The sequence below is a fragment of the Roseateles sp. P1_C1_2 genome (genome assembly GCF_056406535.1).
Genome location: NZ_JBFUAB010000022.1, coordinates 74349 through 92737 on the forward strand (window position 1 = coordinate 74349; position 18389 = coordinate 92737).

Below are 18389 nucleotides of genomic sequence, written 5' to 3' on the forward strand. Positions count from 1 at the left end.
TCGGCCGCAATGGCGCTGACACTACGTCCCACCGCCGCCAGCAACAACCCCAAGTCGCGGGGCGGGACATTCCCGAAAATTGCGATCCCGAGGTGGCGCCGGCAGGACTTTGCGCCTATGGGAAATCAGGGGCGAGAGAGGGCTTGCGGCGCGGCGATCACAGCAGGTCTTCCTGGTCCATGGTGTGGGCCTCGACGTCCATGGGCAGCAGCTGGATGCTGGCGCGCAGCCCCGGCACCGCGCTCATCAGCGCCTGCTCCACGTCCACGCGCAGCGCGGCCGCGCGGCCCAGCGTCCAGCTCGCCGGCATGTGCATATGCAGGTCGACGAAGCGGCGCTGGCCGGCCACGCGGCTGGCGATGTGATCGAAACGGATGGCATGCGGATGGAGAAAACCATCCAGCACCGCCATCACCTCGGCCATGGATTCGGCGTCCAGGGCCTGGTCCATCAGGCCGCCGGTGGATTCGCGCATCAGGTGCACACCCTCGCGCAGGATGTTGAGCGCCACGATGACGGCCAGCAGCGGATCCAGCCAATGCCAGCCGGTGGCCATGACGCCCAGCAGACCGGCCACGACGCCGGCCGAGGTCCAGACGTCGGTGATCAGGTGGCGCGCATCGCCTGCCAGCGCGACCGAGCGCACCTCGCGCGCCTTGCGCAGCATGGCCCAGGCCATCCAGCCGTTCAGCGCCGAGCTGACGACGGCCAGCGTCACGCCCAGGCCGATGGACTCCAGCGGCTGCGGGTGCCGCCAACGGTCCGCGGCGCCCCACAGGATGCCCAGGGCCGCCGCGATGATGAGGATGCCTTCGAAGCCGCTGGAGAAATACTCCGCCTTGTGGTGGCCATAGGGGTGGCCTTCGTCCGGCGGCTGGGCCGCGAGCGTGACCATGGCCAGCGCGAACACCGCGCCGGCCAGGTTGACGAGGGATTCCAGCGCATCGGCAGCCAGGCTGACCGAGCCGGTCCACCACCAGGCGGCCGTCTTCAGGGCGATCGTCACGAGGGCCGTCGCGATGGAGAGCTTCAGATAGGCGCTGGCTTGCATGCCCCGCATTCTCGCCATGGTGCGGGCCCTGGCAGGCAACAATGCCGCCCACCTTCTTGTTCGACGCGGGGCCCGCAGTGGCGAAGATTCTGGAGAGGTTCTGGTTGCTGCGCTTCGTGCAGGTCTTCCTGCTGGCCGCGGCGCTGCTCGGCGCCGTCGAATGGCTGCAACGCCGCGACACCGGCTTCGGCTATGCGTCGGTCGCCACCTGGGCGGCGCTGTCGGCACTGGCGACGGCGAGCCTCTCGGCCTGGTGGGCCTACAAGCGCCAATGCAAGTTGGTGTTCAAGGATCGGGCCTGAGTGCCCGGGCCCTTCCTAGAATGACGGCAAGTCCCCCCGGAGCAGCCATGACCACCCCCCACGCCACCGACGTCTCCCACATCGCGCCGCGCGAGAAGGCCGAGATCCTTTCCCAGGCCCTGCCCTATATCCGCAAGTTCCACGGCAAGACCATCGTCATCAAGTACGGCGGCAACGCCATGACCGACCCGGCCCTGCAGCAGGACTTCGCCGAGGACGTCGTGCTGCTCAAGCTCGTCGGCCTGAATCCCATCGTCGTGCACGGTGGCGGGCCGCAGATCGAAGGCGCACTGAGCCGCCTGGGCAAGAAGGGCGAGTTCGTCCAGGGCATGCGTGTCACCGACGAGGAGACGATGGAAGTCGTCGAGTGGGTGCTGGCTGGCCAGGTGCAGCAGGACATCGTCGGCCTCATCAATGCCGCCGGTGGCAAGGCCGTGGGCCTGACGGGGCGTGACGGCGGCATGATCCGCGCCCGCAAGCTGCGCATGCTGGACAAGGACGACCCGAGCAAGGAGCACGACGTCGGCCAGGTCGGCGACATCGTCGCCATCGACCCCAGCGTCGTGAAGGCCCTGCAGGACGATCAGTTCATCCCCGTCGTCAGCCCCATCGGTTTCGGCGAGCACAACGAGAGCTACAACATCAACGCCGACGTCGTGGCCGCCAAGCTGGCCACGGTGCTGCAGGCCGAGAAGCTGTTGATGCTGACCAATATCCGCGGCGTGCTGGACAAGCAGGGCGAGCTGCTGACCGAGCTGACGCCGCGCCGCATCGACGAGCTGGTGGAGGACGGCACCATCAGCGGCGGCATGATCCCCAAGATCGCCGGCGCCATCGACGCGGCCAAGAGCGGCGTCAATGCCGTGCACATCATCGACGGCCGCGTGCCGCATGCAATGTTGCTGGAGATCCTGACGGATCAGGCCTACGGCACGATGATTTCGTCTCGATGAGACGAAATGCTCGTGCCGCGTCTGAGCCGAAGGGGAGGACTTGCGATGATCAGCTCACGATGAGTCGACGAAGCCCCAAGACTTGGCTGTTCGACCTCGACGACACGCTGCACAACGCCTCGCACCGCGCGTTCGCCGAGCTGAACACCTCCATGTCGGCCTATATGGTCACCTACCTCGGCCTGACCGAGGAGGAGGCCGCCGTGCTGCGCACCGTCTACTGGCAGCGCTATGGCGCGACGCTGACGGGGCTGCAGCGCCACCATGGCGTGAAGCCGGCCCACTTCCTCCGCGAGACGCACAGGCTGCCCGGGCTGGAGGCGCATCTGCACGGCCATGGCCACGACCTGTCCGCGCTGCGCCGGCTTCCCGGGCGCAAGCTGCTGATGACCAATGCGCCGCGCAGCTATGCCGAGCGCGTGCTGGCGGCCATCGGCCTGACCGGCGTGTTCGAGCGGCTGATCTGCGTCGAGGACATGATCATCTTCGGCCACTCCCGCCCCAAGCCCGACACGCGCATGTTCCGCATCGTGCTGGCGCGGCTGAAGCTGCGACCGGAGCAGTGCATCCTCGTCGAGGACACGCTGATCCACCAGAAAGCGGCCCGCAGCCTGGGGATGGGGACGGTCTGGATGCAACGCTGGCTGCGCAAGGCGGCCGATGGCCGGCGCCTGCAGCACCGCCCCGCCTATGTGGACCGGCGGGTACGCTCGCTGGCCGCGTTGTTACGTTCCCCCCAGTAATGAAGGAAGACGCGCATGGCTGAGGGGGAATCTTCGTCGGACAATGGGGGTTCCCCGCTTTGAAGAGTCCCACAGAGTCCATGTCCCCGTTCTCGGTCCTGATCGTCGAAGACCAAGCCCGCTTCCGGGAGGCCTTCACGCATGCCCTCGGCAGCGTGCCCGACATTGAATTGCTGGGCATCGCGCCCGACCTGCCCCAGGGCCGGCGCATGTTCGACCAACTCCAGCCCGACGTCCTCCTCGTCGACCTGGACCTGCCTGGTGGTAGCGGTATCGAGCTGATCCGCCATGCGGCCCAGACACGGCCGCAGTGCGAGGTCATGGTCATTTCCGTGTTTGGCGACGAGCAGCATGTGGTGGCCAGCATCGAGGCGGGTGCCACCGGCTATCTGCTGAAAGACAGCCTGGCGCTGGACCTGCCCGGCCAGTTGCGCTCGCTGCGCGCTGGCGGCAGTCCCATCAGCCCCGTCATCGCCCGCCGTCTGCTGGTGCGCCTGGCGCCTGGCAGCCAGGGCTCCACCGGCCCGTCGCCCGAGGCGATGGCCGCCACGATGGCGGACGAAGAGGTCGTCGCCCTCTCCGAGCAGGAGTCGCGCGTGCTGCACCTGGCCGCCAAGGGCTTCACCTTCGACGAGATCGCGCAGTTCATGCAGGTCTCGCCGCACACGGTGATGACCTATGTCAAGCGGGTCTACCGCAAGCTGCACGTCCGTTCGAAGGTGGAAGCGATCTACGAAGCGCGCCGTTTAGGCTGGCTGCGCGATTAGCATCGTCGGCATGGACGCTGACCAGCCCGCCGCCGACAACCCCACTTCCAGCCCGAAGAAGCGCCCCAAGCCCGGCGAGCGCCGCACGCAGATCCTGCAGGTGCTGGCCGGCATGCTGGAGCAGCCGGGCGCCGACCGCGTCACGACGGCGGCGCTGGCCGCCAAGCTCGACGTCAGCGAGGCGGCCCTGTACCGCCACTTCGCCAGCAAGGCGCAGATGTTCGAGGCGCTGATCGACTTCATCGAGGGCAGCGTCTTCGGCCTGGTCAACCAGATCGCCGACTCGCCGCACCCCCTGCCGCCGCCCGGCAAGGCCGCGCGCATCGCCAGCGTCATCCTGCAGTTCGGCGAGAAGAACCCCGGCATGACACGCGTGATGGTGGGTGACGCCCTCGTCTACGAGAACGAGCGCCTGGTGGCGCGCATGAACCAGTTCTTCGACCGCATCGAGTCCTCGCTGCGCCAGGTGCTGCGCACCGCGGCCGAGGCGCAGGGCTCGCTGACGCCGACCGTGCAGGCCAACGCCCAGGCTTCGGTCTGGGTGAGCTTCATCATCGGCCGGCTGCAGCGCTATGCGCGTTCGGGCTTCAAGCGGCTGCCGACCGAGCAATTGGAAGCCTCGCTCAAGGCGATCGCCTGAGCCTGCCGGCCTAAACTGCGGCGATGTCTGCCGCTCTGGAATCTTTCCTTGTCCGCGCCGAGGGCCTGCTGACCCGCCTCGAAGCGGTGCTGCCCCACGCCGCCAAGCCGCCCGACTGGGCCGCGTCCACCGCCTTCCGCGCCCGCCGACGGCACGGCGCGCTGTGCCTGGAGCCGGTGCGTGCCATCAGCCGCATCGCCTTGTCGGATCTGAAGGAAGTCGAGCCGCAGAAGGAGCGTCTGCTGCGCAATACCGCCCAGTTCGTCGCCGGCAAGCCGGCCAACAACGTGCTGCTGACGGGCGCCAAGGGCACGGGCAAGAGCTCGCTGATCAAGGCCGTGCTGAACGAGTTCTCGGCCCAGGGCCTGCGCCTCATCGAAGTCGACAAGGCCGACCTGGTCGACCTGCCGGACCTCGTCGAACAGGTCGCCGCCCGCCCGGAGCGCTTCGTCGTTTTCTGCGACGACTTGAGCTTCGACGAAGGCGAGGCCAGCTACAAGGCGCTGAAGAGCGTGCTCGACGGCTCGGTCGCGGCCGCCACCGACAACGTGCTGATCTACGCCACCAGCAACCGCCGCCACCTGCTGCCCGAGAAGATGGTCGACAACCTCTCGGGCACCCATGGCGAGCATGGCGAGATCCATCCCGGCGAAGCGGTGGAAGAGAAGATCTCGCTGTCCGAGCGCTTCGGCCTGTGGATCAGCTTCTATCCCTTCAGCCAGAACGAATACCTGGCCATCGTGGCGCAGTGGCTGCGCCACTTCGGCCTCGACGACACCGCCATCGAAGGCGCGCGCCAGCAGGCCCTGATCTGGGCCCTGGAGCGGGGTTCGCGGTCGGGCCGCGTGGCCTACCAATTCGCGCGCGACATGGCGGGGCGGGCCGAATGAGTGAACGTCCCATCACCGAAGTGGCGGTTGGCGTTCTCGTCGCCCCTGACGGCCAGTTCCTGCTGACCTCGCGCCCCGAGGGCAAGGTCTATGCCGGCTACTGGGAATTCCCGGGCGGCAAGGTCGAGGCGGGCGAGACCGTCGAGCAGGCGCTGGCGCGCGAGCTGCGCGAGGAGATCGGCATCGAGATAGCTGCCGCCTACCCGTGGAAGACGGAGATCTTCGACTACCCCCACGCACTGGTGCGGCTGAACTTCTGCAAGGTGTTCGAGTGGACGGGTGAGTTCCAGATGCTGGAGAACCAGCAGATGGCCTGGGCCAATCTGCCCGTGCAGGTGAAGCCGGTGCTGCCGGGCACTTTCCCCGTGCTGGATTGGTTCGCCGCGGAGCGCGGCCATGTCGGCCCCACTCACCTAGACTGAAACCATGAGCTGGTTGGACGAAATCAAATGGGATGACAAGGGCCTGGTGCCCGTCATCGCCCAGGAGCAGGGCACGGGCGACGTGCTGATGTTCGCGTGGATGAACCGCGAGGCGCTGGCGCTGACGGCCGAGCGCGGCCAGGCCGTCTACTGGAGCCGTTCGCGAGCCAAGCTCTGGCACAAGGGCGAGGAGAGCGGCCACTTCCAGCAGGTGCACGCCATCCGCATGGACTGCGACAACGACGTCGTGCTGCTGACCATCACCCAGCTGGGCCACGAGCCGGGCATCGCTTGTCACACCGGCCGCCACAGCTGCTTCTTCCAGAAGCTGGAAAACGGCGTCTGGAGCGCCACCGAGCCGGTCCTGAAGGACCCGAGCAAGATCTATGAGTGACGACATCCTCCACCGCGTCGGCGCGGTCATCGCCTCCCGCAAAGGCGCCGATCCGACGACGAGCTATGTCGCCAAGCTCTTCGACAAGGGCCTGGACGCCATCCTGAAGAAGGTCGGCGAAGAAGCCACCGAGACCGTCATGGCCGCCAAGGATGGCGACCCGCAGAAGGTCGTCTATGAAGTGGCCGATCTTTGGTTCCACAGCATGGTCGCGCTGGCCCATTTCGGCCTGACGCCCGAGGACGTGCTCAGGGAACTTGCGCGTCGCGAGGGCTTGTCCGGCCTGGAAGAATTTGCGTCCCGCAACCCGCCGACGAAAGAAGCGCCATGAACAATGATCCTAGCCCCGTGGCATTGGGTGTCGGCGCGCCCGACGAGAAGCTGGCCAGCCTCAAGCAGCTGACGATGGTGGTCTATGCCCTCTATGCGCTGAGCTTCTTCACCGGCTTCACCGGCGTCGTCGCCATCATCATCAACTACATCAAGCGCGAGGACGCCGCGGACACCGTCTACGCCAGCCATTTCACCTGGCAGATCCGCACCTTCTGGTGGAGTCTGGTGTGGGGCGTCCTGGGCTTTGCCACCTTGCTGCTGGGCGTGGGCTTCGTGATCCTCGCCGTAGACGGCATCTGGTTCCTCTACCGCATCGTCAAGGGCTTCCTGAACTGGAACGACGGCAAGCCCATGCCGGTCTGAAGCGAGCAAAAGATGACTCACGACCCCAACTGCCTGTTCTGCAAGATCGTCGCCGGCCAGATCCCGAGCAAGAAGGCCTATGAGGACGAAGACGTCCTCGCCTTCCACGACATCCATCCCTGGGCGCCTGTCCACGTCCTCATCATCCCCAAGCGCCACATCGCGTCCATGGGCGATGTGACCGAAGCCGATGCCGCGCTGCTGGGCAAGATGACGGCCCTGGGCCCGCGGCTGATGAAGGAACTGGGCGTCACCAACGGTTTCCGCCACGTCATCAACACCGGTCCCGACGGCGGTCAGGAGGTGTTGCACCTGCATCTGCATGTGATGGGCGGCCCGCGTCCCTGGTTGAAAGGCTGAGTTGTGACCAAACCTAAGGGCTGAGCACGATCGCACCGGAACGCGCTCGGCCTCGAAATGACCCCTGATGCTAGGGTCATCCCTCACCTAGAATTTGAGCCAGTCCACAAGGAGTCAACATCATGGGTTCATTCAGTATTTGGCACTGGCTGATCGTCCTCGTCGTCGTCATCGCCATCTTCGGCACCAAGAAGCTCCGCAATGTCGGTTCCGACCTCGGCGCGGCCGTCAAGGGTTTCAAGGATGGCGTGAAGGACGGCACTGCGTCCGAGGACGCGGCCGCTGCGCCCCAGCAGGTCACCGCTCGCAAGGTCAATGACCCGAACACGGTCGACGTCGACGCCAAGACCAAGTCCTAAGTGCTTGACTTCGGCTTCGACAAGATCGCGCTGATCGGCGCGGTGGCCTTGATCGTCATCGGCCCCGAGAAGCTGCCGCGCGTGGCCCGCACGGTGGGCACCTTGCTCGGCAAGGCGCAGCGCTATGTGGCCGACGTGAAGGCCGAGGTCAACCGCTCCATCGAGCTGGAGGAACTTCAGAAGATGAAGTCCCAGTTCGAGACGGCGGCGCGCGATGTCGAGCAGAGCGTGCGCCAGGAGGTGGACTCGGCCAGCCAGGCCCTGAACCAGACCTGGAGCGACGTGACCAGCGACCCGTCCTACGAAGCGGGCACGACCATCGCGCCGCCGCCGCCGGAATACCGCCATCCCCGGAAGAACTGGCGCCTCAAGCGCGGCAGCACGCCGGTGTGGTTCAAGCAGAAGGCCGGCGTGAAGCGTCACACCCAATCAGGGGCTGCCCGAGTGGCGCGCTTCCGTCCGCCGGGTATCCGTTGATGAGCTCCTTCCAGAACCCCGACCACGACGAACTCGCCGGCACCGAACAGCCCTTCGTCACCCACCTGATGGAGTTGCGCGACCGGCTGCTGCGTGCCGTCATCGCCATCGCGGTCTGCTTCGGCGTGCTCTGCCTCTACCCGGGCCCGAGCCAGCTCTATGACTGGCTGGCCGCGCCGCTGGTGGCCAACCTGCCCGAAGGCACCAAGATGATCGCGACCAACGTCATCGCGCCCTTCTTCGTGCCGATCAAGATCACGATGCTGGCCGGCTTCATGCTGGCGCTGCCCATCGTGCTCTATCAGGCCTGGGCCTTTGTCGCGCCGGGCCTGTATTCGCACGAAAAGCGCCTGGTGGTGCCGCTGGTCCTGTCGAGCACGCTGCTGTTCTTCGGCGGTGTGGCCTTCTGCTATTTCTTCGTCTTCGGCCAGGTCTTCAAGTTCATCCAGAGCTTTGCGCCCAAGAGCATCACGGCGGCGCCAGACATCGAGGCCTACCTCGGCTTCGTGATGAACATGTTCATCGCCTTCGGCGCGGCCTTCGAGGTGCCGGTCATCGTCGTCGTGCTGGCGCGCATGGGCATCGTGTCGGTCGAGAAGCTGCGCGAATGGCGCGGCTACTTCATCGTCGTCGCCTTCATCGTCGCGGCCGTCATCACGCCGCCGGACATCGTCTCCCAGCTGGCCTTGGCCATCCCGATGTGCCTGCTCTATGAAGTGGGCCTGTTCGCCGCCGGCTACTTCGTGCGCCATACCAAGGCGCCCGACGAGGCTGAGGCGACCACCACCGATCAGTCGTCCTGATTGCGTGGCGGCCGCGGCCGCTGCGCCACGGCGAGCTGGAACTGCAGGGCCTTGCCGGCGCGCTGCACGCTCACCTCGACCTGGCTGCTGGGCTTGAGCGCCGCGACGCTGGCCAGCAGCTCGGTCGGCGTCGCCACCGCATGCGCGCCGACGCGGGTCAGCACATCGCCCGGCTTGATGCCGGCCTTGGCCGCTGGCGCATCGTCGTAGACGCCGCCGATCAGGACGCCCTTGGCATCGCCCAGCTTCAGTGCCTCGGCCAGCTCCGGCGTCAGCTCGCGCGTCTGCACGCCGATCCAGCCGCGCGCGACGACCCCGTCCTGCAGCAGTGATGAGGCCACCTGGCGCGCCACATCGACGGGGATGGCAAAACCGATGCCCAGGGACCCGCCGCTGCGCGAGAAGATGGCCGTGTTGATGCCCACCAGCCGGCCATCGGCATCCACCAGCGCGCCGCCCGAGTTGCCGGGGTTGATGGCCGCGTCGGTCTGGATGAAGTTCTCGAAGGTGTTGATGCCCAACTGGTTGCGGCCCAGCGCCGAGACGATGCCGGACGTGACGGTCTGGCCGACATTGAAGGGGTTGCCGATGGCCAGCACGACGTCGCCCACAGCCAGGCTGGCCGCGTCGCCCATCGCGATGACCGGCAGGTCGGGGAGATTGATCTTCAGCACGGCGACATCGGTCTCGGGGTCGGTGCCAATCAGCTTGGCCTTGGCCTGGCGGCCGTCGCTGAGCATGACCTCGATGTCGGAGGCGCCATCGACGACATGGTTGTTGGTCAGCAGCACGCCGTCGGCCGAAATGATGACGCCCGATCCCAGGCCGAGCTGAGGGTTGCCGCGCGGCTGGCGTGGTCCGAACGGGAAGCCGAACAACTGCTCGTGCGCACGGCCCGCTCGAGACGGCGCCTTGCTGGCCGTGATGCTGACGACCGCCGGCGCCGCGACACGCGCGGCCTGCGAAAAGCCCACGCGCACCACGGAGGCGGCGGCGGATGGGGGCAGCGCGATCTGGCGCGCGGTCTGGGCGATGGTCGCGTCGGGCAGGCGGGCGTTCTTCAGCCATTGCGGCTTCAGCGTCGCGACGACAAAGAGTGCGGCGAGGATGACGGTGACCGCCTGCGCGAAAATCAGCCAGAGCCGTTTCAACACCACATCCCCATCAAGCCATGACCGATCGCGCCGCGCTGGAGCTCCGACTGAACCAGTTGCTGGAGCCCGCGCGCTTCAAGGATTATGGGCCGAACGGTCTGCAGGTCGAGGGGCGCGCAGATGTCCGCCATCTCGTCTGCGGGGTCACTGCCAGCCTGGCGCTGATCGATGCGGCCATCGCCGCCAAGGCGGACGCCATCCTCGTGCACCACGGCCTGTTCTGGCGCGGCCAGGACGGCCGCGTGACGGGCTGGATGAAGCAGCGCCTGGCCCGCCTGATCCAGCATGACATCAACCTCTTCGCCTACCACCTGCCGCTGGACGCCCACCCGACCCTGGGCAACAACGCCCAGCTCGGCGCGCAGTTCGGCTGGACGGCGGACCGCCGCTTCGGCGAACAGGACCTGGGCTTCAGCGCTGCCGTCGAGGCGACCGGTCTCGATGCGCTGACGGCGCAACTGGCCGAACGGCTCGGTCGCCCCGTGACCGCCGTGCCCGGTGACGGCCGCCCGCTGCGCCGCGTCGCCTGGTGCACGGGCGGCGCCCAGGGCTATTTTGAATCGGCCATCGCGGCCGGCGCCGATGTCTTCATCACCGGCGAGATCTCCGAACCGCAAGCCCACTACGCCCGCGAGACCGGCGTCGCCTTCATCGCCGCCGGCCACCACGCCACCGAGCGCTATGGCGTGCAGGGCGTGGGTGCCCAGGTCGCCCAGGACCTGGGCCTCAGCTGGCAGTTCATCGACGTGGACAACCCAGCCTGACCTAATCCTGGCGTAACCCGGCGCGGGGCCGCGGCTCCTAGCATCCGGCATGCCTTCCTGCTGCTGCGTTGCCCGCTCGCCCACTCGTGTCCTTGGGATGCTTGGCCTTCATCTGGCCGGCGCGTGAAGGCGGCGGAGGCCGTCATGCGGCCAGGCCGCTGGCGCCTGGCTTCGTCCCGGCGCCGGCAGGTGGCGGTCTGCGCCGTGCTGTTGGGGCACRCGGTGTTGCTGCTGCTCGTCTTGCAGGCGCGACGGTGGCCGGCGGGAGGCGAAGAAGCGCGGCGTTCAGTGGTGCTGCGCCTGGTGCCGCAGCCGCCGCAGTTGCGCCAGCGTGCGGCGCGCGTGCAGGCGCGGCCGCCCGCCGCCGCATCACCGGGCATCAGCCCGAGACCCACGCCAACCCTGTCCGCCGCGCCGAGCGGCGAGGGCGCCCCCGTGGTTGCGGCGACCGGTGCGGCCGTGTCACCCGGTGCGGCGGCTTCTGCACCCGGCGCGCTGAACCTGAGGCCCAGCCCCGAAATCCTGCGCGGCGCCCTGGCCAACCCGGCCACGACCGACCCGCGCAGCAATTCGCCCAAGCCCACCTTCGAGGAGCGCATCGCGATGGGGCTGGACCCTGAACTCTGCGTCAAGCTCGAGCGCGATGCCGACGGCTTCGTGCGGCGCCGCATGGGGCGGCTGGTGAATGCCACGTCGCTGCTGCAGTCCACGCATGGCGTGGGCGCCAGGGGCCTGCTGGTCTGTGAATGACGCCGCCTGAGGTTCAGGTCTCGGCCGCCAGCGCGTAGGCGATCGCGGCGCGGGTGGCGGCGACCTGCGCCGCGTTGCATTGCTCGGGCGTGGCGCGCGGGCTGTCGGGGTAGACCTCGGTCGTCGTGCTGAAGCGGGCGCCGGTGATGGCGGCGCACAGGTTGCGGCTGCGCACCGCGAAGCTGATGACGCCGGGCGACTGCAGCGGACAGCCAATGATCTGGCCGTTGGCATCGGGCTCGGCGATGTGGGTGACCTGGGCCACCGCGGCAATGACAGCCCGCTGGAACTCGGGTTGCGGGTGCTCGGCGTCGTCGACAAGGTAGAAGCCATCGGGGATCACGCCAGGCTCGAACACCTCGCCATCGCGTGCCGCCAGGGCCGGGCGGAACTCCGACTCGTCCGTGTCGGTCGTCTCGTGCAGGTCGATATGCATCAGCACGCGGCCGCGCAGCGGCGCCAGCAAGGCCACCAGGGCCGCGGACTCGGGCACGGGGCTGCCTGCACGGAAGTTGCGGTTGGGGTCCAGGGCGTCGAAGTTCCAGCGCTGCACGCGCTCATAGGCCCAGGGGCTGACGCAAGGCACCACCAGCAGGTTGGCGCGGCCGGCGACTTCCTGACCATGCTCGCGGATGAACTGCAACGCACCCTGCACGCCGCTGGTCTCGTAGCCGTGCACGCCACCGGTCACGACGTGGATGGGCAGGTCGTCGCGCCAGCCGCGGCTGCGGATGGCCAGCAGCGGGAAGCGCTCGCCGTTGTAGACCACGGCGCCGTATTCGCTGACGTCGAAGTCCTGCTTCAGGGGCTCGATGGCGGCGACCACGTCAGCCGCAAAGCTGCGCTGCTTGACGAGGCGCCCACGCCAGGCGGCGACCTCGGTCGGGCCCCAGGGCTGGCCGGGAATGCCGATTGCGTAGCTCATGGCCGTGCCTTTTCGCTCAAGATCCACGCATTGATGCGCTGCTCCAGCAGCGGCAGCGGCATGGCCCCCTGGTCGATGACGGCCATGTGGAAGCGGCGCTGGTCGAACCTGGCGCCGAGGGCGGCTTCCGAGCGGGCGCGCAGCTCCTTGATCTTCAGTTCGCCCATCATGTAGCTCAGCGCCTGGCCGGGCTGGGACAGGTAGCGGTCGACCTCGGCCGTCATGAAGGTGGCGTCGTGGCCGGTCTGCTCGATCATGTAGGCGATGGCCTTGTCGCGGTTCCAGCCCAGCGCGTGCAGGCCGGTGTCGGTGACCAGGCGGGCGGCGCGGAACATCTGCGCCTGCAGGTGGCCGAAGCGCGTGTAGGGGTCGCGGAACAGGCCGATCTGCGGCCCCAGCGTCTCGGCATACAGCGCCCAGCCTTCGCTGAAGACCGAGTACTGCGATTGGCGGCGGAAGTTGGGCAGCTCGCCCAGCTCGACCTGGCGCGAGATCTGCAGGTGATGGCCGGGCACGGTCTCGTGGGCCACCAGGGTCTCCATCGCCCACTTGGGCCGGCGCTTGAAGGCGATCGCGTTGGCGTTGAACCAGCCGGGCGTCGTGCCGTCCAGCGACGGGCCGTTGTAGTTGTCGGCCGCGCCTTCGCCGGTGTAGGGCGGCATGCCGCGGATGCCATAGGGCGAGCGCGGCAACTGGGTGAAGAGCTTGGGCAGCTCGGGGTCGATGCGCTTGGCGATGGCGCGGTAGCCGTCCAGCAGCTCATCGGCGCTCTGGTTGAAGAACTTGGGGTCGCTGTAGAGGAATTTCTTGAAGGCGGCGAGGTCGCCGTCGAAGCCGGCCTCGGCCTTGACCTTCTCCATCTCGGCGCGGATGCGCGCGGCCTCGCGCAGGCCGGTGGTGTGGATGTCGCCGGCCGCCAGCGGCAGCGTCACATGGCGCAGGATCAGCGCCTCATAAACCTTGTCGCCGCCTGGGTAGGTCGACAGCGAGCCGCTGTCGGGCGCCTTGGGGCTGAGCTCGTCCTTCATGACGGCGAGCAGCTTGCGCTGGGCCGGGTAGAAGAGCTCGCGCATGGCCGCCTGGCCCTGGGTCTGGTAGTTGGCCTTGACGCCGGCGTCCACTGTCATGCGAGCGAAGGGCTCGTAGGCAGGGCTCTTGGTGACGTCCTCGGTCAGTTGGCCCTCGACCTGGGCGATGGCACGGGCCAGCACCGGCTTGGACGTGACCCAGCCCAGCGCCAGGCCGTGGCGCAGGATGGCGATCTCCTGGTCGACCCGCGCCGGATAAGCGGCCAGGCGCGCCAGCCACTGCTTGACCTGGGCCTCGTTGTTGACCGGCACATTGCGTGCAAAACCGGCCAGCGCCGACTGCGCGCCGTACAGCGTGCCCAGCGTCAACGTGCGCCAGCCGGCGAAGCCCTGCATGGCCACTTCCTGCTGGTAGCGGTTGATGAACAGGGCGAGGGACACGCGGTCGGTGTCGCTGAGCAGGCCGACGTCCACCGCGCGGGCGCGGGCCAGCATGTCGCGGGCGAAGGCGTCGCGGGCGGCGAGGCCGGCCTCGGAGCGGTCGCTCAGCTTGTCGTTGAAGCGCAGGTCGCCGCGCAGCGTCGCCCATTCGGGCGCGGCGCGGGCCTCGGACTCCCAGGCTTCATCGAACAGGGCCTGCAGCGCCTGATGGGCCTTGGCAGAGGCGTCGGCAGCCGTGGCTGCGGGCTTGGGGGCCGCTTGGGTGGCGGCCGGTGCGGCCAGGTGCAGGCCGGCGGTCAGGGTGGCAACAAGGGCGGCAACAAGGGTCTTGCGCAAGAGAATCTCCACGGCGTGATCAGGCGGTCGGCAGTCTGCCAGTGCGCCACCGAGGTGATGAAAGAATGCAGCATGACCCCGGAAAACTCCCTAGGCCAGCCCCTGGTCGTCAGCATGGGTGATGCCTGCGGCATCGGCCCCGAGATCATCGCCAGGCTGTGGCGCCAGAATGCGCCGCGCGACGCCCTCGTGGTGGGCGACGTGGCCGTGCTGAGGAGGGCCGTTGCGGCCATCGGCGGCGGGCTGGCGGTGGCCGAGCTGCAGGAGCCCGAGGAGTTAGGCCGCGTGCCGCCGCGCTGCCTGCCGGTCTGGCAACCCGTGGGCCTGCCGGTGGGTCTGATCGAGGCACCGCTGGGCCAGGTCGACGCCCGTGCCGGCGCGGCCGCGGCCCTGTGCATAGCGGCCGCCGTCGGCCTGATCCAGGCCGGCCGGGCGCGCGCCCTCGTCACGGCCCCCATCCACAAGGAGGCCCTGCACGCGGCCGGCTCGCCCTATCCGGGCCACACGGAGATGCTGCAGGCGCTGGCGGGTGGCGTGCCGGTGCGCATGATGCTGGCCAATGAGGAGCTGCGCACGGTGCTCGTCACCATCCACTGCTCGCTGCGCGAGGCGATCGAGCGCGTGACCCGCGAGGCGGTGGCCGAGACGCTGAGCATCACGCAGGCGGCGCTGCAGCGCATGGGCATCGCGGCGCCGCGCATCGCGGTGGCAGGCCTGAACCCGCATGCGGGCGAAGGTGGCCTGTTCGGCGACGAGGAGATCCTGCACATCGCGCCAGCCATTGCCGATGCACGCGCGGCGGGCATGGATGCCAGCGGCCCCTATGCGCCCGACACCATCTTCATGCGCGCGCGCCGCGGTGAGTTCGACGTCGTCGTCGCGATGGTGCACGACCATGGCTTGATCCCGGTCAAGTACCTGGGCGTGGAGCAGGGCGTCAATGTGACGCTGGGCCTGCCCTTCGTGCGCACCAGCCCCGACCACGGCACGGCCTTCGACATCGCGGGGCGGGGCCTGGCCGACCCAGCCAGCCTGGGTACGGCATTGGCAATGGCTCGACGGCTTAGCGCGCCGGCGTAAGCGCCGCCAGCTGCGCGCGCGCGCGCGCGGTGGCGCGCTCGAGCAGGTAAGCGTTCTCGAAGGCGCGCATGCGGTCGGCCTCGCAGAGCTTCCTCAGCATGCGGGCCGTCATCGTCACCGTCTCCTGGTGGCGGCTGCCATGCGTGAAGATGAAGAAGCTGCGACCCGCGCTGACATGGGCCAGGCGCACCTTCTGCCACTCGGTGCCGGTGTGCATCTGGTAGGCGAAGCCGATCTGCATGTTGTCCATCAGCCCGGCCCCGCCGCTGGGCTCTGATGGGCTTTCGGCGGCGGGCAGGCCGTCGATGGAGATGTCCACGGCCTGCAGAGGCTCGGCCGCCGCGGCGGCGTCGTTGCCCGACAGGTCGAGATCGAGCTCGCCGTTCCAGTCGACGCTGGCGTCCTCGACCAGGCCCAGGCTCTTGGCCTCGGCCGGCGTCAGGCGCTGGCTGGCGTCGAGCTCGCCGGGGGCGCTTTCGCCCGCGATGGGCTTGGCGAGATCGGCTTCTCCAGGCGGCGCGACGCCGAAGATCTGATCAAGCTGCTTGATCAGCAGATTGGTGTCGAGGGCGCTGGGGGCCTGGCCCTTCAGCGACTCGGCGTGTGCCGGCAGCAGCACGCCGAAGAAGTCCTTGCGTGGGCCGTCCGGCCAGCGGATCAGATCCATGCCCTCGTTGAGGGTGCGCATCAGATTGGGCAGCTCGCGCAGGAAGTCGGCGCGGGCCGCCGTGCCGCCCTTGGGCTGCACGCTCATGACCAGGGTGCGGCCGAGGGTGCGCAGGCGCAGCGCCCGCTCCGGCGCGCCTTCTCGCGAGGCCAGCACGATGGCCTGGCTCCAGACCTGGGCGAGGAAGCTGCGCAGGAAGTCCTGCATCGGCACCCGGGCCAGCTGCTGCTGCAGTTGCAGCGCATAGCGCTGCTGCAGGCGCAGGTCGGTCTCGCGGCGTTCGACGACGGCGGCGGCGTCGCCAGCGGCCTTCAGCGTGTTGCGGGTCTGCTCGGCGATGAAGGTTTCGAGGGCGTCCAGTTTGGCCGTGTAGACGTCCATGCGGTCGAAATCGCCCTGGGCGACGTCCTGCACGAGGTCGCGGACATGGGCCAGGAAGGAGCGGCCCGGGTCATCGCTGAAGTCGTCGAAGGCGCAGGCGAGCGAGCCCATGCGGTTGACGAACACGCGCACCGGATGGCGGCGCGAGGAGAAGAAGGTCTCGTCGCCCAGGGCCACGCGCAGCACGGGCAGCTGCAGGCGGGCGAGCAGGCGCGCCATCTGCGGCGGCACCTTGGGGTCGGACAGGATCTGGTCGAACAGGCCGGCGACGACGTCGATGACCATGTGGTCCAGCCGGCCTGTGGCCATCTGCCGCAGCTCGTCGCGGTGCTGGTTGATGAGATTGGCCGGCAGGGGCATCTGCCCCCAGGCGCTGGGTTCGCCACTGAGGGTGTCCAGGCCCATGCGGCCGGAGTTGCCGTGGCTGTCGTAGGCTGGCTCATAGGCCCCGGGCGCCTGCGCGAGGCGGCGCAGCAGGTCCATCATCTGCGGTTCGACCCGGCCGAAGCCGCCGCCACCACCGCCACCGCCGCGACCACCGAAGCCGCCGCCCATGCCACCGAAGCCGGTGTTGCGGCCGCCGCCCTGGCCGCCTTGCCCGCCCAGGCCGCCATGCCCCGAGCCGCCGTAGCCGCCGCGGGTGGACATGCCGCCGTGACCCGAATCGAGGTCGCCCGGCTGGGTGGGGGCGCCCAGGCCACCCAGGCGCGAGGCCGCGCCGTCCGGCGTCGCGCGCACACGCAAATCCTGGGGGCGCAGGCCGCGCGAGCGCAGCAGCTCGGCGATGTCGCCGTAGCAGGCGCGCATCTCCTGGGCCAGGGAGCGGGTCAGCTCGTCGGTCAGGGTCTGGCGGGTGACGGGGTCGTCGGTGATGGCCTGGATGGCGTCGAGCAGGCCCTGGCCGATGAGTTCGGGCCGCAAGGGGTTGCGCTCGCCGACCTGGATGCCGGCGACATAGGACTCGACCTCGCGCAGCTCCCACTCGCAGTGGTGGCCGATGGCCAGGCCGATGCGGTCGGCGGCCACCAGGTTGTTGACCTGGTCGTCGTCCATCAGCGAGAGCTCGCCCCAGCCCTTCTTGGCTGGCGCCGCGGTCTGCGGCTTGGGATCGGATTGCTCGGCCGCGACCTGCTTGCGCAAACTCTGCACAAAACGCTGCGAAAACACGCCTTGCTGCTGGCGGAAAACGAATTGAGCCGCCAGCAGCGTGTCGCGCTTCTTGACCTGGCCGGAGGACAGCGCCAACAGCCCAAGTCCTTCCGCGCAGCGCTCAGCCGCCTGCTCACCCGCCAGACGGATGCGGGTCAGCGAGGCTTCGAGGTGAGGATTGAGGCGTATCTCTGGCGCGTTCATCAACAAAGTGGCACGAGCTGCATCGAAAGTATCGCGCTTGCAACAAGCACGGGTTTTCAACGGGTTGCCAATTTGGTGGCAAAAAAAAGCCCGGTAACTATTGCTTACCGGGCGGCGGAGCGGGGCGAGAGCTTAGCGCTTCAGCGAGTCGCGAATCTCGCGCAGCAGCTGAATATCTTCCGGCGTGGGCGGCGGCTCGGCTGGCGCGGGGGTGGCTTCGGGCTCACGCTTGAGGCGGTTGATCTGCTGAATCATCAGGAAGATGACGAAGGCCAGGATGATGAAATTCAGCGAAACGGTCAGGAAGCTGCCATAGGCCAGCACGGCGCCGGTCTTCTTGGCTTCGGCCAGCGTGGTGGCCGTCTGGCCGGCCAGCGGGATGAAGTAATTGCTGAAGTCCAGCCCGCCGAAGATCTTGCTGACGACCGGCATGATGACGTCACCGACCAGGGAGTCGACGATCTTGCCGAAGGCGCCGCCGATGATCACGCCGACCGCCAGGTCGACGACATTGCCTTTGACGGCGAACTCCTTGAACTCGGAGAAGAAACTCATGCGGGCCTCCTGGATGGCGATGTCTGTGAGATGACTCGGGCGATGTTGGCGCCAAGTCCATGCACCTAGAAGGCGGGTAAACCTGTGGTCGGTCGCCG

Annotated in this window: 23 protein-coding genes; 17 read left to right on the forward strand and 6 right to left on the reverse strand. The window is 68.2% G+C overall.

Annotated elements, in window-relative coordinates:
- Positions 1-157: 157 nt before the first annotated feature.
- Positions 158-1051: a cation diffusion facilitator family transporter gene (locus AC1D2H_RS21615; protein ID WP_477933542.1), complete on the reverse strand. Its 894-nt coding sequence runs from the start codon at positions 1049-1051 to the stop codon at positions 158-160.
- Between the two features lie 77 nt (positions 1052-1128).
- Between AC1D2H_RS21615 and AC1D2H_RS21620 the strand changes: the two genes are divergently transcribed.
- The 14 genes from AC1D2H_RS21620 (at position 1129) to tatC (ending at position 8857) form a co-directional block, all read left to right on the forward strand.
- Positions 1129-1353, forward strand: coding sequence for a hypothetical protein (locus AC1D2H_RS21620; RefSeq protein ID WP_478012409.1), 225 nt, complete (start codon positions 1129-1131; stop codon positions 1351-1353).
- 47 nt (positions 1354-1400) lie between these two features.
- Positions 1401-2306 (forward strand): acetylglutamate kinase, encoded by a 906-nt coding sequence (gene argB, locus AC1D2H_RS21625; protein ID WP_477933538.1) that lies wholly within the window; start codon positions 1401-1403, stop codon positions 2304-2306.
- A gap of 59 nt (positions 2307-2365) precedes the next feature.
- A complete protein-coding gene (locus AC1D2H_RS21630) occupies positions 2366-3049 on the forward strand; it encodes a pyrimidine 5'-nucleotidase (protein WP_477933536.1) in 684 nt (227 codons plus the stop codon).
- 80 nt (positions 3050-3129) lie between these two features.
- On the forward strand, positions 3130-3816 hold the full coding sequence (locus tag AC1D2H_RS21635) for a response regulator (RefSeq protein ID WP_477933534.1): 687 nt from the start codon (positions 3130-3132) through the stop codon (positions 3814-3816).
- A 10-nt stretch (positions 3817-3826) separates the two neighbouring features.
- The gene (slmA, locus tag AC1D2H_RS21640) at positions 3827-4456 is read left to right on the forward strand and encodes a nucleoid occlusion factor SlmA (RefSeq protein WP_477933532.1); all 630 of its coding nucleotides are present in this window, start codon (positions 3827-3829) and stop codon (positions 4454-4456) included.
- Positions 4457-4479: 23 nt separating this feature from the next.
- Positions 4480-5346, forward strand: a complete 867-nt coding sequence (locus AC1D2H_RS21645) for an ATP-binding protein (RefSeq protein WP_477933531.1) — start codon at positions 4480-4482, stop codon at positions 5344-5346.
- Entirely contained in the window at positions 5343-5768 is a 426-nt protein-coding gene (locus AC1D2H_RS21650) for an NUDIX domain-containing protein (protein WP_478012410.1), read from the forward strand. The genes AC1D2H_RS21645 and AC1D2H_RS21650 overlap by 4 nt, the downstream gene beginning before the upstream one ends.
- Before the next feature lie 4 nt (positions 5769-5772).
- Positions 5773-6162, forward strand: a complete 390-nt coding sequence (gene hisI, locus AC1D2H_RS21655; RefSeq protein WP_477933527.1) for a phosphoribosyl-AMP cyclohydrolase — start codon at positions 5773-5775, stop codon at positions 6160-6162.
- On the forward strand, positions 6155-6493 hold the full coding sequence (locus tag AC1D2H_RS21660) for a phosphoribosyl-ATP diphosphatase (RefSeq protein WP_478012411.1): 339 nt from the start codon (positions 6155-6157) through the stop codon (positions 6491-6493). Before hisI ends, AC1D2H_RS21660 begins: the two co-directional genes overlap by 8 nt.
- Positions 6490-6858 (forward strand): DUF4870 family protein, encoded by a 369-nt coding sequence (locus tag AC1D2H_RS21665; protein ID WP_477933523.1) that lies wholly within the window; start codon positions 6490-6492, stop codon positions 6856-6858. The genes AC1D2H_RS21660 and AC1D2H_RS21665 overlap by 4 nt, the downstream gene beginning before the upstream one ends.
- A gap of 12 nt (positions 6859-6870) precedes the next feature.
- The gene (locus AC1D2H_RS21670; protein WP_477933521.1) at positions 6871-7218 is read left to right on the forward strand and encodes a histidine triad nucleotide-binding protein; all 348 of its coding nucleotides are present in this window, start codon (positions 6871-6873) and stop codon (positions 7216-7218) included.
- Between the two features lie 122 nt (positions 7219-7340).
- Positions 7341-7577 carry a Sec-independent protein translocase subunit TatA gene (gene tatA, locus AC1D2H_RS21675; RefSeq protein WP_478012412.1) on the forward strand — a complete coding sequence of 79 codons (237 nt, stop codon included), beginning with the start codon at positions 7341-7343 and terminating at the stop codon, positions 7575-7577.
- Positions 7578-8054: a Sec-independent protein translocase protein TatB gene (tatB, locus tag AC1D2H_RS21680; RefSeq protein WP_477933517.1), complete on the forward strand. Its 477-nt coding sequence runs from the start codon at positions 7578-7580 to the stop codon at positions 8052-8054.
- A complete protein-coding gene (gene tatC / locus AC1D2H_RS21685) occupies positions 8054-8857 on the forward strand; it encodes a twin-arginine translocase subunit TatC (protein WP_477933515.1) in 804 nt (267 codons plus the stop codon). Before tatB ends, tatC begins: the two co-directional genes overlap by 1 nt.
- Here the strand turns inward: tatC and AC1D2H_RS21690 are convergent.
- The gene (locus tag AC1D2H_RS21690) at positions 8845-10011 is read right to left on the reverse strand and encodes a S1C family serine protease (protein ID WP_477933513.1); all 1167 of its coding nucleotides are present in this window, start codon (positions 10009-10011) and stop codon (positions 8845-8847) included. The two genes, tatC and AC1D2H_RS21690, sit on opposite strands and share 13 nt — an antisense overlap.
- Before the next feature lie 17 nt (positions 10012-10028).
- On the opposite strand from AC1D2H_RS21690, the gene AC1D2H_RS21695 reads away from it, so the two are divergent.
- Both AC1D2H_RS21695 and AC1D2H_RS21700 read left to right on the forward strand, forming a co-directional pair.
- The gene (locus AC1D2H_RS21695) at positions 10029-10775 is read left to right on the forward strand and encodes a Nif3-like dinuclear metal center hexameric protein (protein ID WP_478012413.1); all 747 of its coding nucleotides are present in this window, start codon (positions 10029-10031) and stop codon (positions 10773-10775) included.
- Positions 10776-10919: 144 nt separating this feature from the next.
- The gene (locus tag AC1D2H_RS21700) at positions 10920-11525 is read left to right on the forward strand and encodes a hypothetical protein (protein WP_478012414.1); all 606 of its coding nucleotides are present in this window, start codon (positions 10920-10922) and stop codon (positions 11523-11525) included.
- A gap of 13 nt (positions 11526-11538) precedes the next feature.
- Here the strand turns inward: AC1D2H_RS21700 and AC1D2H_RS21705 are convergent, their stop codons facing one another.
- Together AC1D2H_RS21705 and AC1D2H_RS21710 are read right to left on the reverse strand one after the other, a co-directional pair.
- Positions 11539-12450: a M14 family metallopeptidase gene (locus tag AC1D2H_RS21705; RefSeq protein ID WP_478012415.1), complete on the reverse strand. Its 912-nt coding sequence runs from the start codon at positions 12448-12450 to the stop codon at positions 11539-11541.
- Entirely contained in the window at positions 12447-14255 is a 1809-nt protein-coding gene (locus tag AC1D2H_RS21710) for a DUF885 domain-containing protein (RefSeq protein WP_478012416.1), read from the reverse strand. The genes AC1D2H_RS21705 and AC1D2H_RS21710 overlap by 4 nt, the downstream gene beginning before the upstream one ends.
- 72 nt (positions 14256-14327) lie before the next feature.
- Here AC1D2H_RS21710 and pdxA point away from each other — a divergent pair, with 72 nt between their 5' ends.
- The gene (gene pdxA, locus AC1D2H_RS21715) at positions 14328-15335 is read left to right on the forward strand and encodes a 4-hydroxythreonine-4-phosphate dehydrogenase PdxA (protein WP_478012417.1); all 1008 of its coding nucleotides are present in this window, start codon (positions 14328-14330) and stop codon (positions 15333-15335) included.
- Here the strand turns inward: pdxA and AC1D2H_RS21720 are convergent.
- Together AC1D2H_RS21720 and mscL are read right to left on the reverse strand one after the other, a co-directional pair.
- On the reverse strand, positions 15319-17736 hold the full coding sequence (locus AC1D2H_RS21720) for a DUF1631 family protein (protein WP_477933501.1): 2418 nt from the start codon (positions 17734-17736) through the stop codon (positions 15319-15321). The two genes, pdxA and AC1D2H_RS21720, sit on opposite strands and share 17 nt — an antisense overlap.
- A 132-nt stretch (positions 17737-17868) precedes the next feature.
- Positions 17869-18291, reverse strand: a complete 423-nt coding sequence (gene mscL, locus AC1D2H_RS21725) for a large conductance mechanosensitive channel protein MscL (protein ID WP_478012418.1) — start codon at positions 18289-18291, stop codon at positions 17869-17871.
- Between the last annotated feature and the right edge of the window lie 98 nt (positions 18292-18389).

What these genes read in the sequence shown, in the direction of transcription:
- AC1D2H_RS21635 (WP_477933534.1), top strand. Translation starts at nt 3,130, where the DNA reads ATGTCCCCGTTCTCGGTCCTGATCGTCGAAGACCAAGCCCGCTTCCGG.
- AC1D2H_RS21705 (WP_478012415.1), bottom strand. Translation starts at nt 12,450, where the DNA reads ATGAGCTACGCAATCGGCATTCCCGGCCAGCCCTGGGGCCCGACCGAG.
- AC1D2H_RS21720 (WP_477933501.1), bottom strand. Translation starts at nt 17,736, where the DNA reads ATGAACGCGCCAGAGATACGCCTCAATCCTCACCTCGAAGCCTCGCTG.
- AC1D2H_RS21645 (WP_477933531.1), top strand. Translation starts at nt 4,480, where the DNA reads ATGTCTGCCGCTCTGGAATCTTTCCTTGTCCGCGCCGAGGGCCTGCTG.
- tatA (WP_478012412.1), top strand. Translation starts at nt 7,341, where the DNA reads ATGGGTTCATTCAGTATTTGGCACTGGCTGATCGTCCTCGTCGTCGTC.
- mscL (WP_478012418.1), bottom strand. Translation starts at nt 18,291, where the DNA reads ATGAGTTTCTTCTCCGAGTTCAAGGAGTTCGCCGTCAAAGGCAATGTC.
- AC1D2H_RS21650 (WP_478012410.1), top strand. Translation starts at nt 5,343, where the DNA reads ATGAGTGAACGTCCCATCACCGAAGTGGCGGTTGGCGTTCTCGTCGCC.
- AC1D2H_RS21665 (WP_477933523.1), top strand. Translation starts at nt 6,490, where the DNA reads ATGAACAATGATCCTAGCCCCGTGGCATTGGGTGTCGGCGCGCCCGAC.
- AC1D2H_RS21615 (WP_477933542.1), bottom strand. Translation starts at nt 1,051, where the DNA reads ATGCAAGCCAGCGCCTATCTGAAGCTCTCCATCGCGACGGCCCTCGTG.
- AC1D2H_RS21630 (WP_477933536.1), top strand. Translation starts at nt 2,366, where the DNA reads ATGAGTCGACGAAGCCCCAAGACTTGGCTGTTCGACCTCGACGACACG.
- argB (WP_477933538.1), top strand. Translation starts at nt 1,401, where the DNA reads ATGACCACCCCCCACGCCACCGACGTCTCCCACATCGCGCCGCGCGAG.
- AC1D2H_RS21670 (WP_477933521.1), top strand. Translation starts at nt 6,871, where the DNA reads ATGACTCACGACCCCAACTGCCTGTTCTGCAAGATCGTCGCCGGCCAG.
- hisI (WP_477933527.1), top strand. Translation starts at nt 5,773, where the DNA reads ATGAGCTGGTTGGACGAAATCAAATGGGATGACAAGGGCCTGGTGCCC.
- tatC (WP_477933515.1), top strand. Translation starts at nt 8,054, where the DNA reads ATGAGCTCCTTCCAGAACCCCGACCACGACGAACTCGCCGGCACCGAA.
- AC1D2H_RS21695 (WP_478012413.1), top strand. Translation starts at nt 10,029, where the DNA reads ATGACCGATCGCGCCGCGCTGGAGCTCCGACTGAACCAGTTGCTGGAG.
- pdxA (WP_478012417.1), top strand. Translation starts at nt 14,328, where the DNA reads ATGACCCCGGAAAACTCCCTAGGCCAGCCCCTGGTCGTCAGCATGGGT.
- AC1D2H_RS21660 (WP_478012411.1), top strand. Translation starts at nt 6,155, where the DNA reads ATGAGTGACGACATCCTCCACCGCGTCGGCGCGGTCATCGCCTCCCGC.
- slmA (WP_477933532.1), top strand. Translation starts at nt 3,827, where the DNA reads ATGGACGCTGACCAGCCCGCCGCCGACAACCCCACTTCCAGCCCGAAG.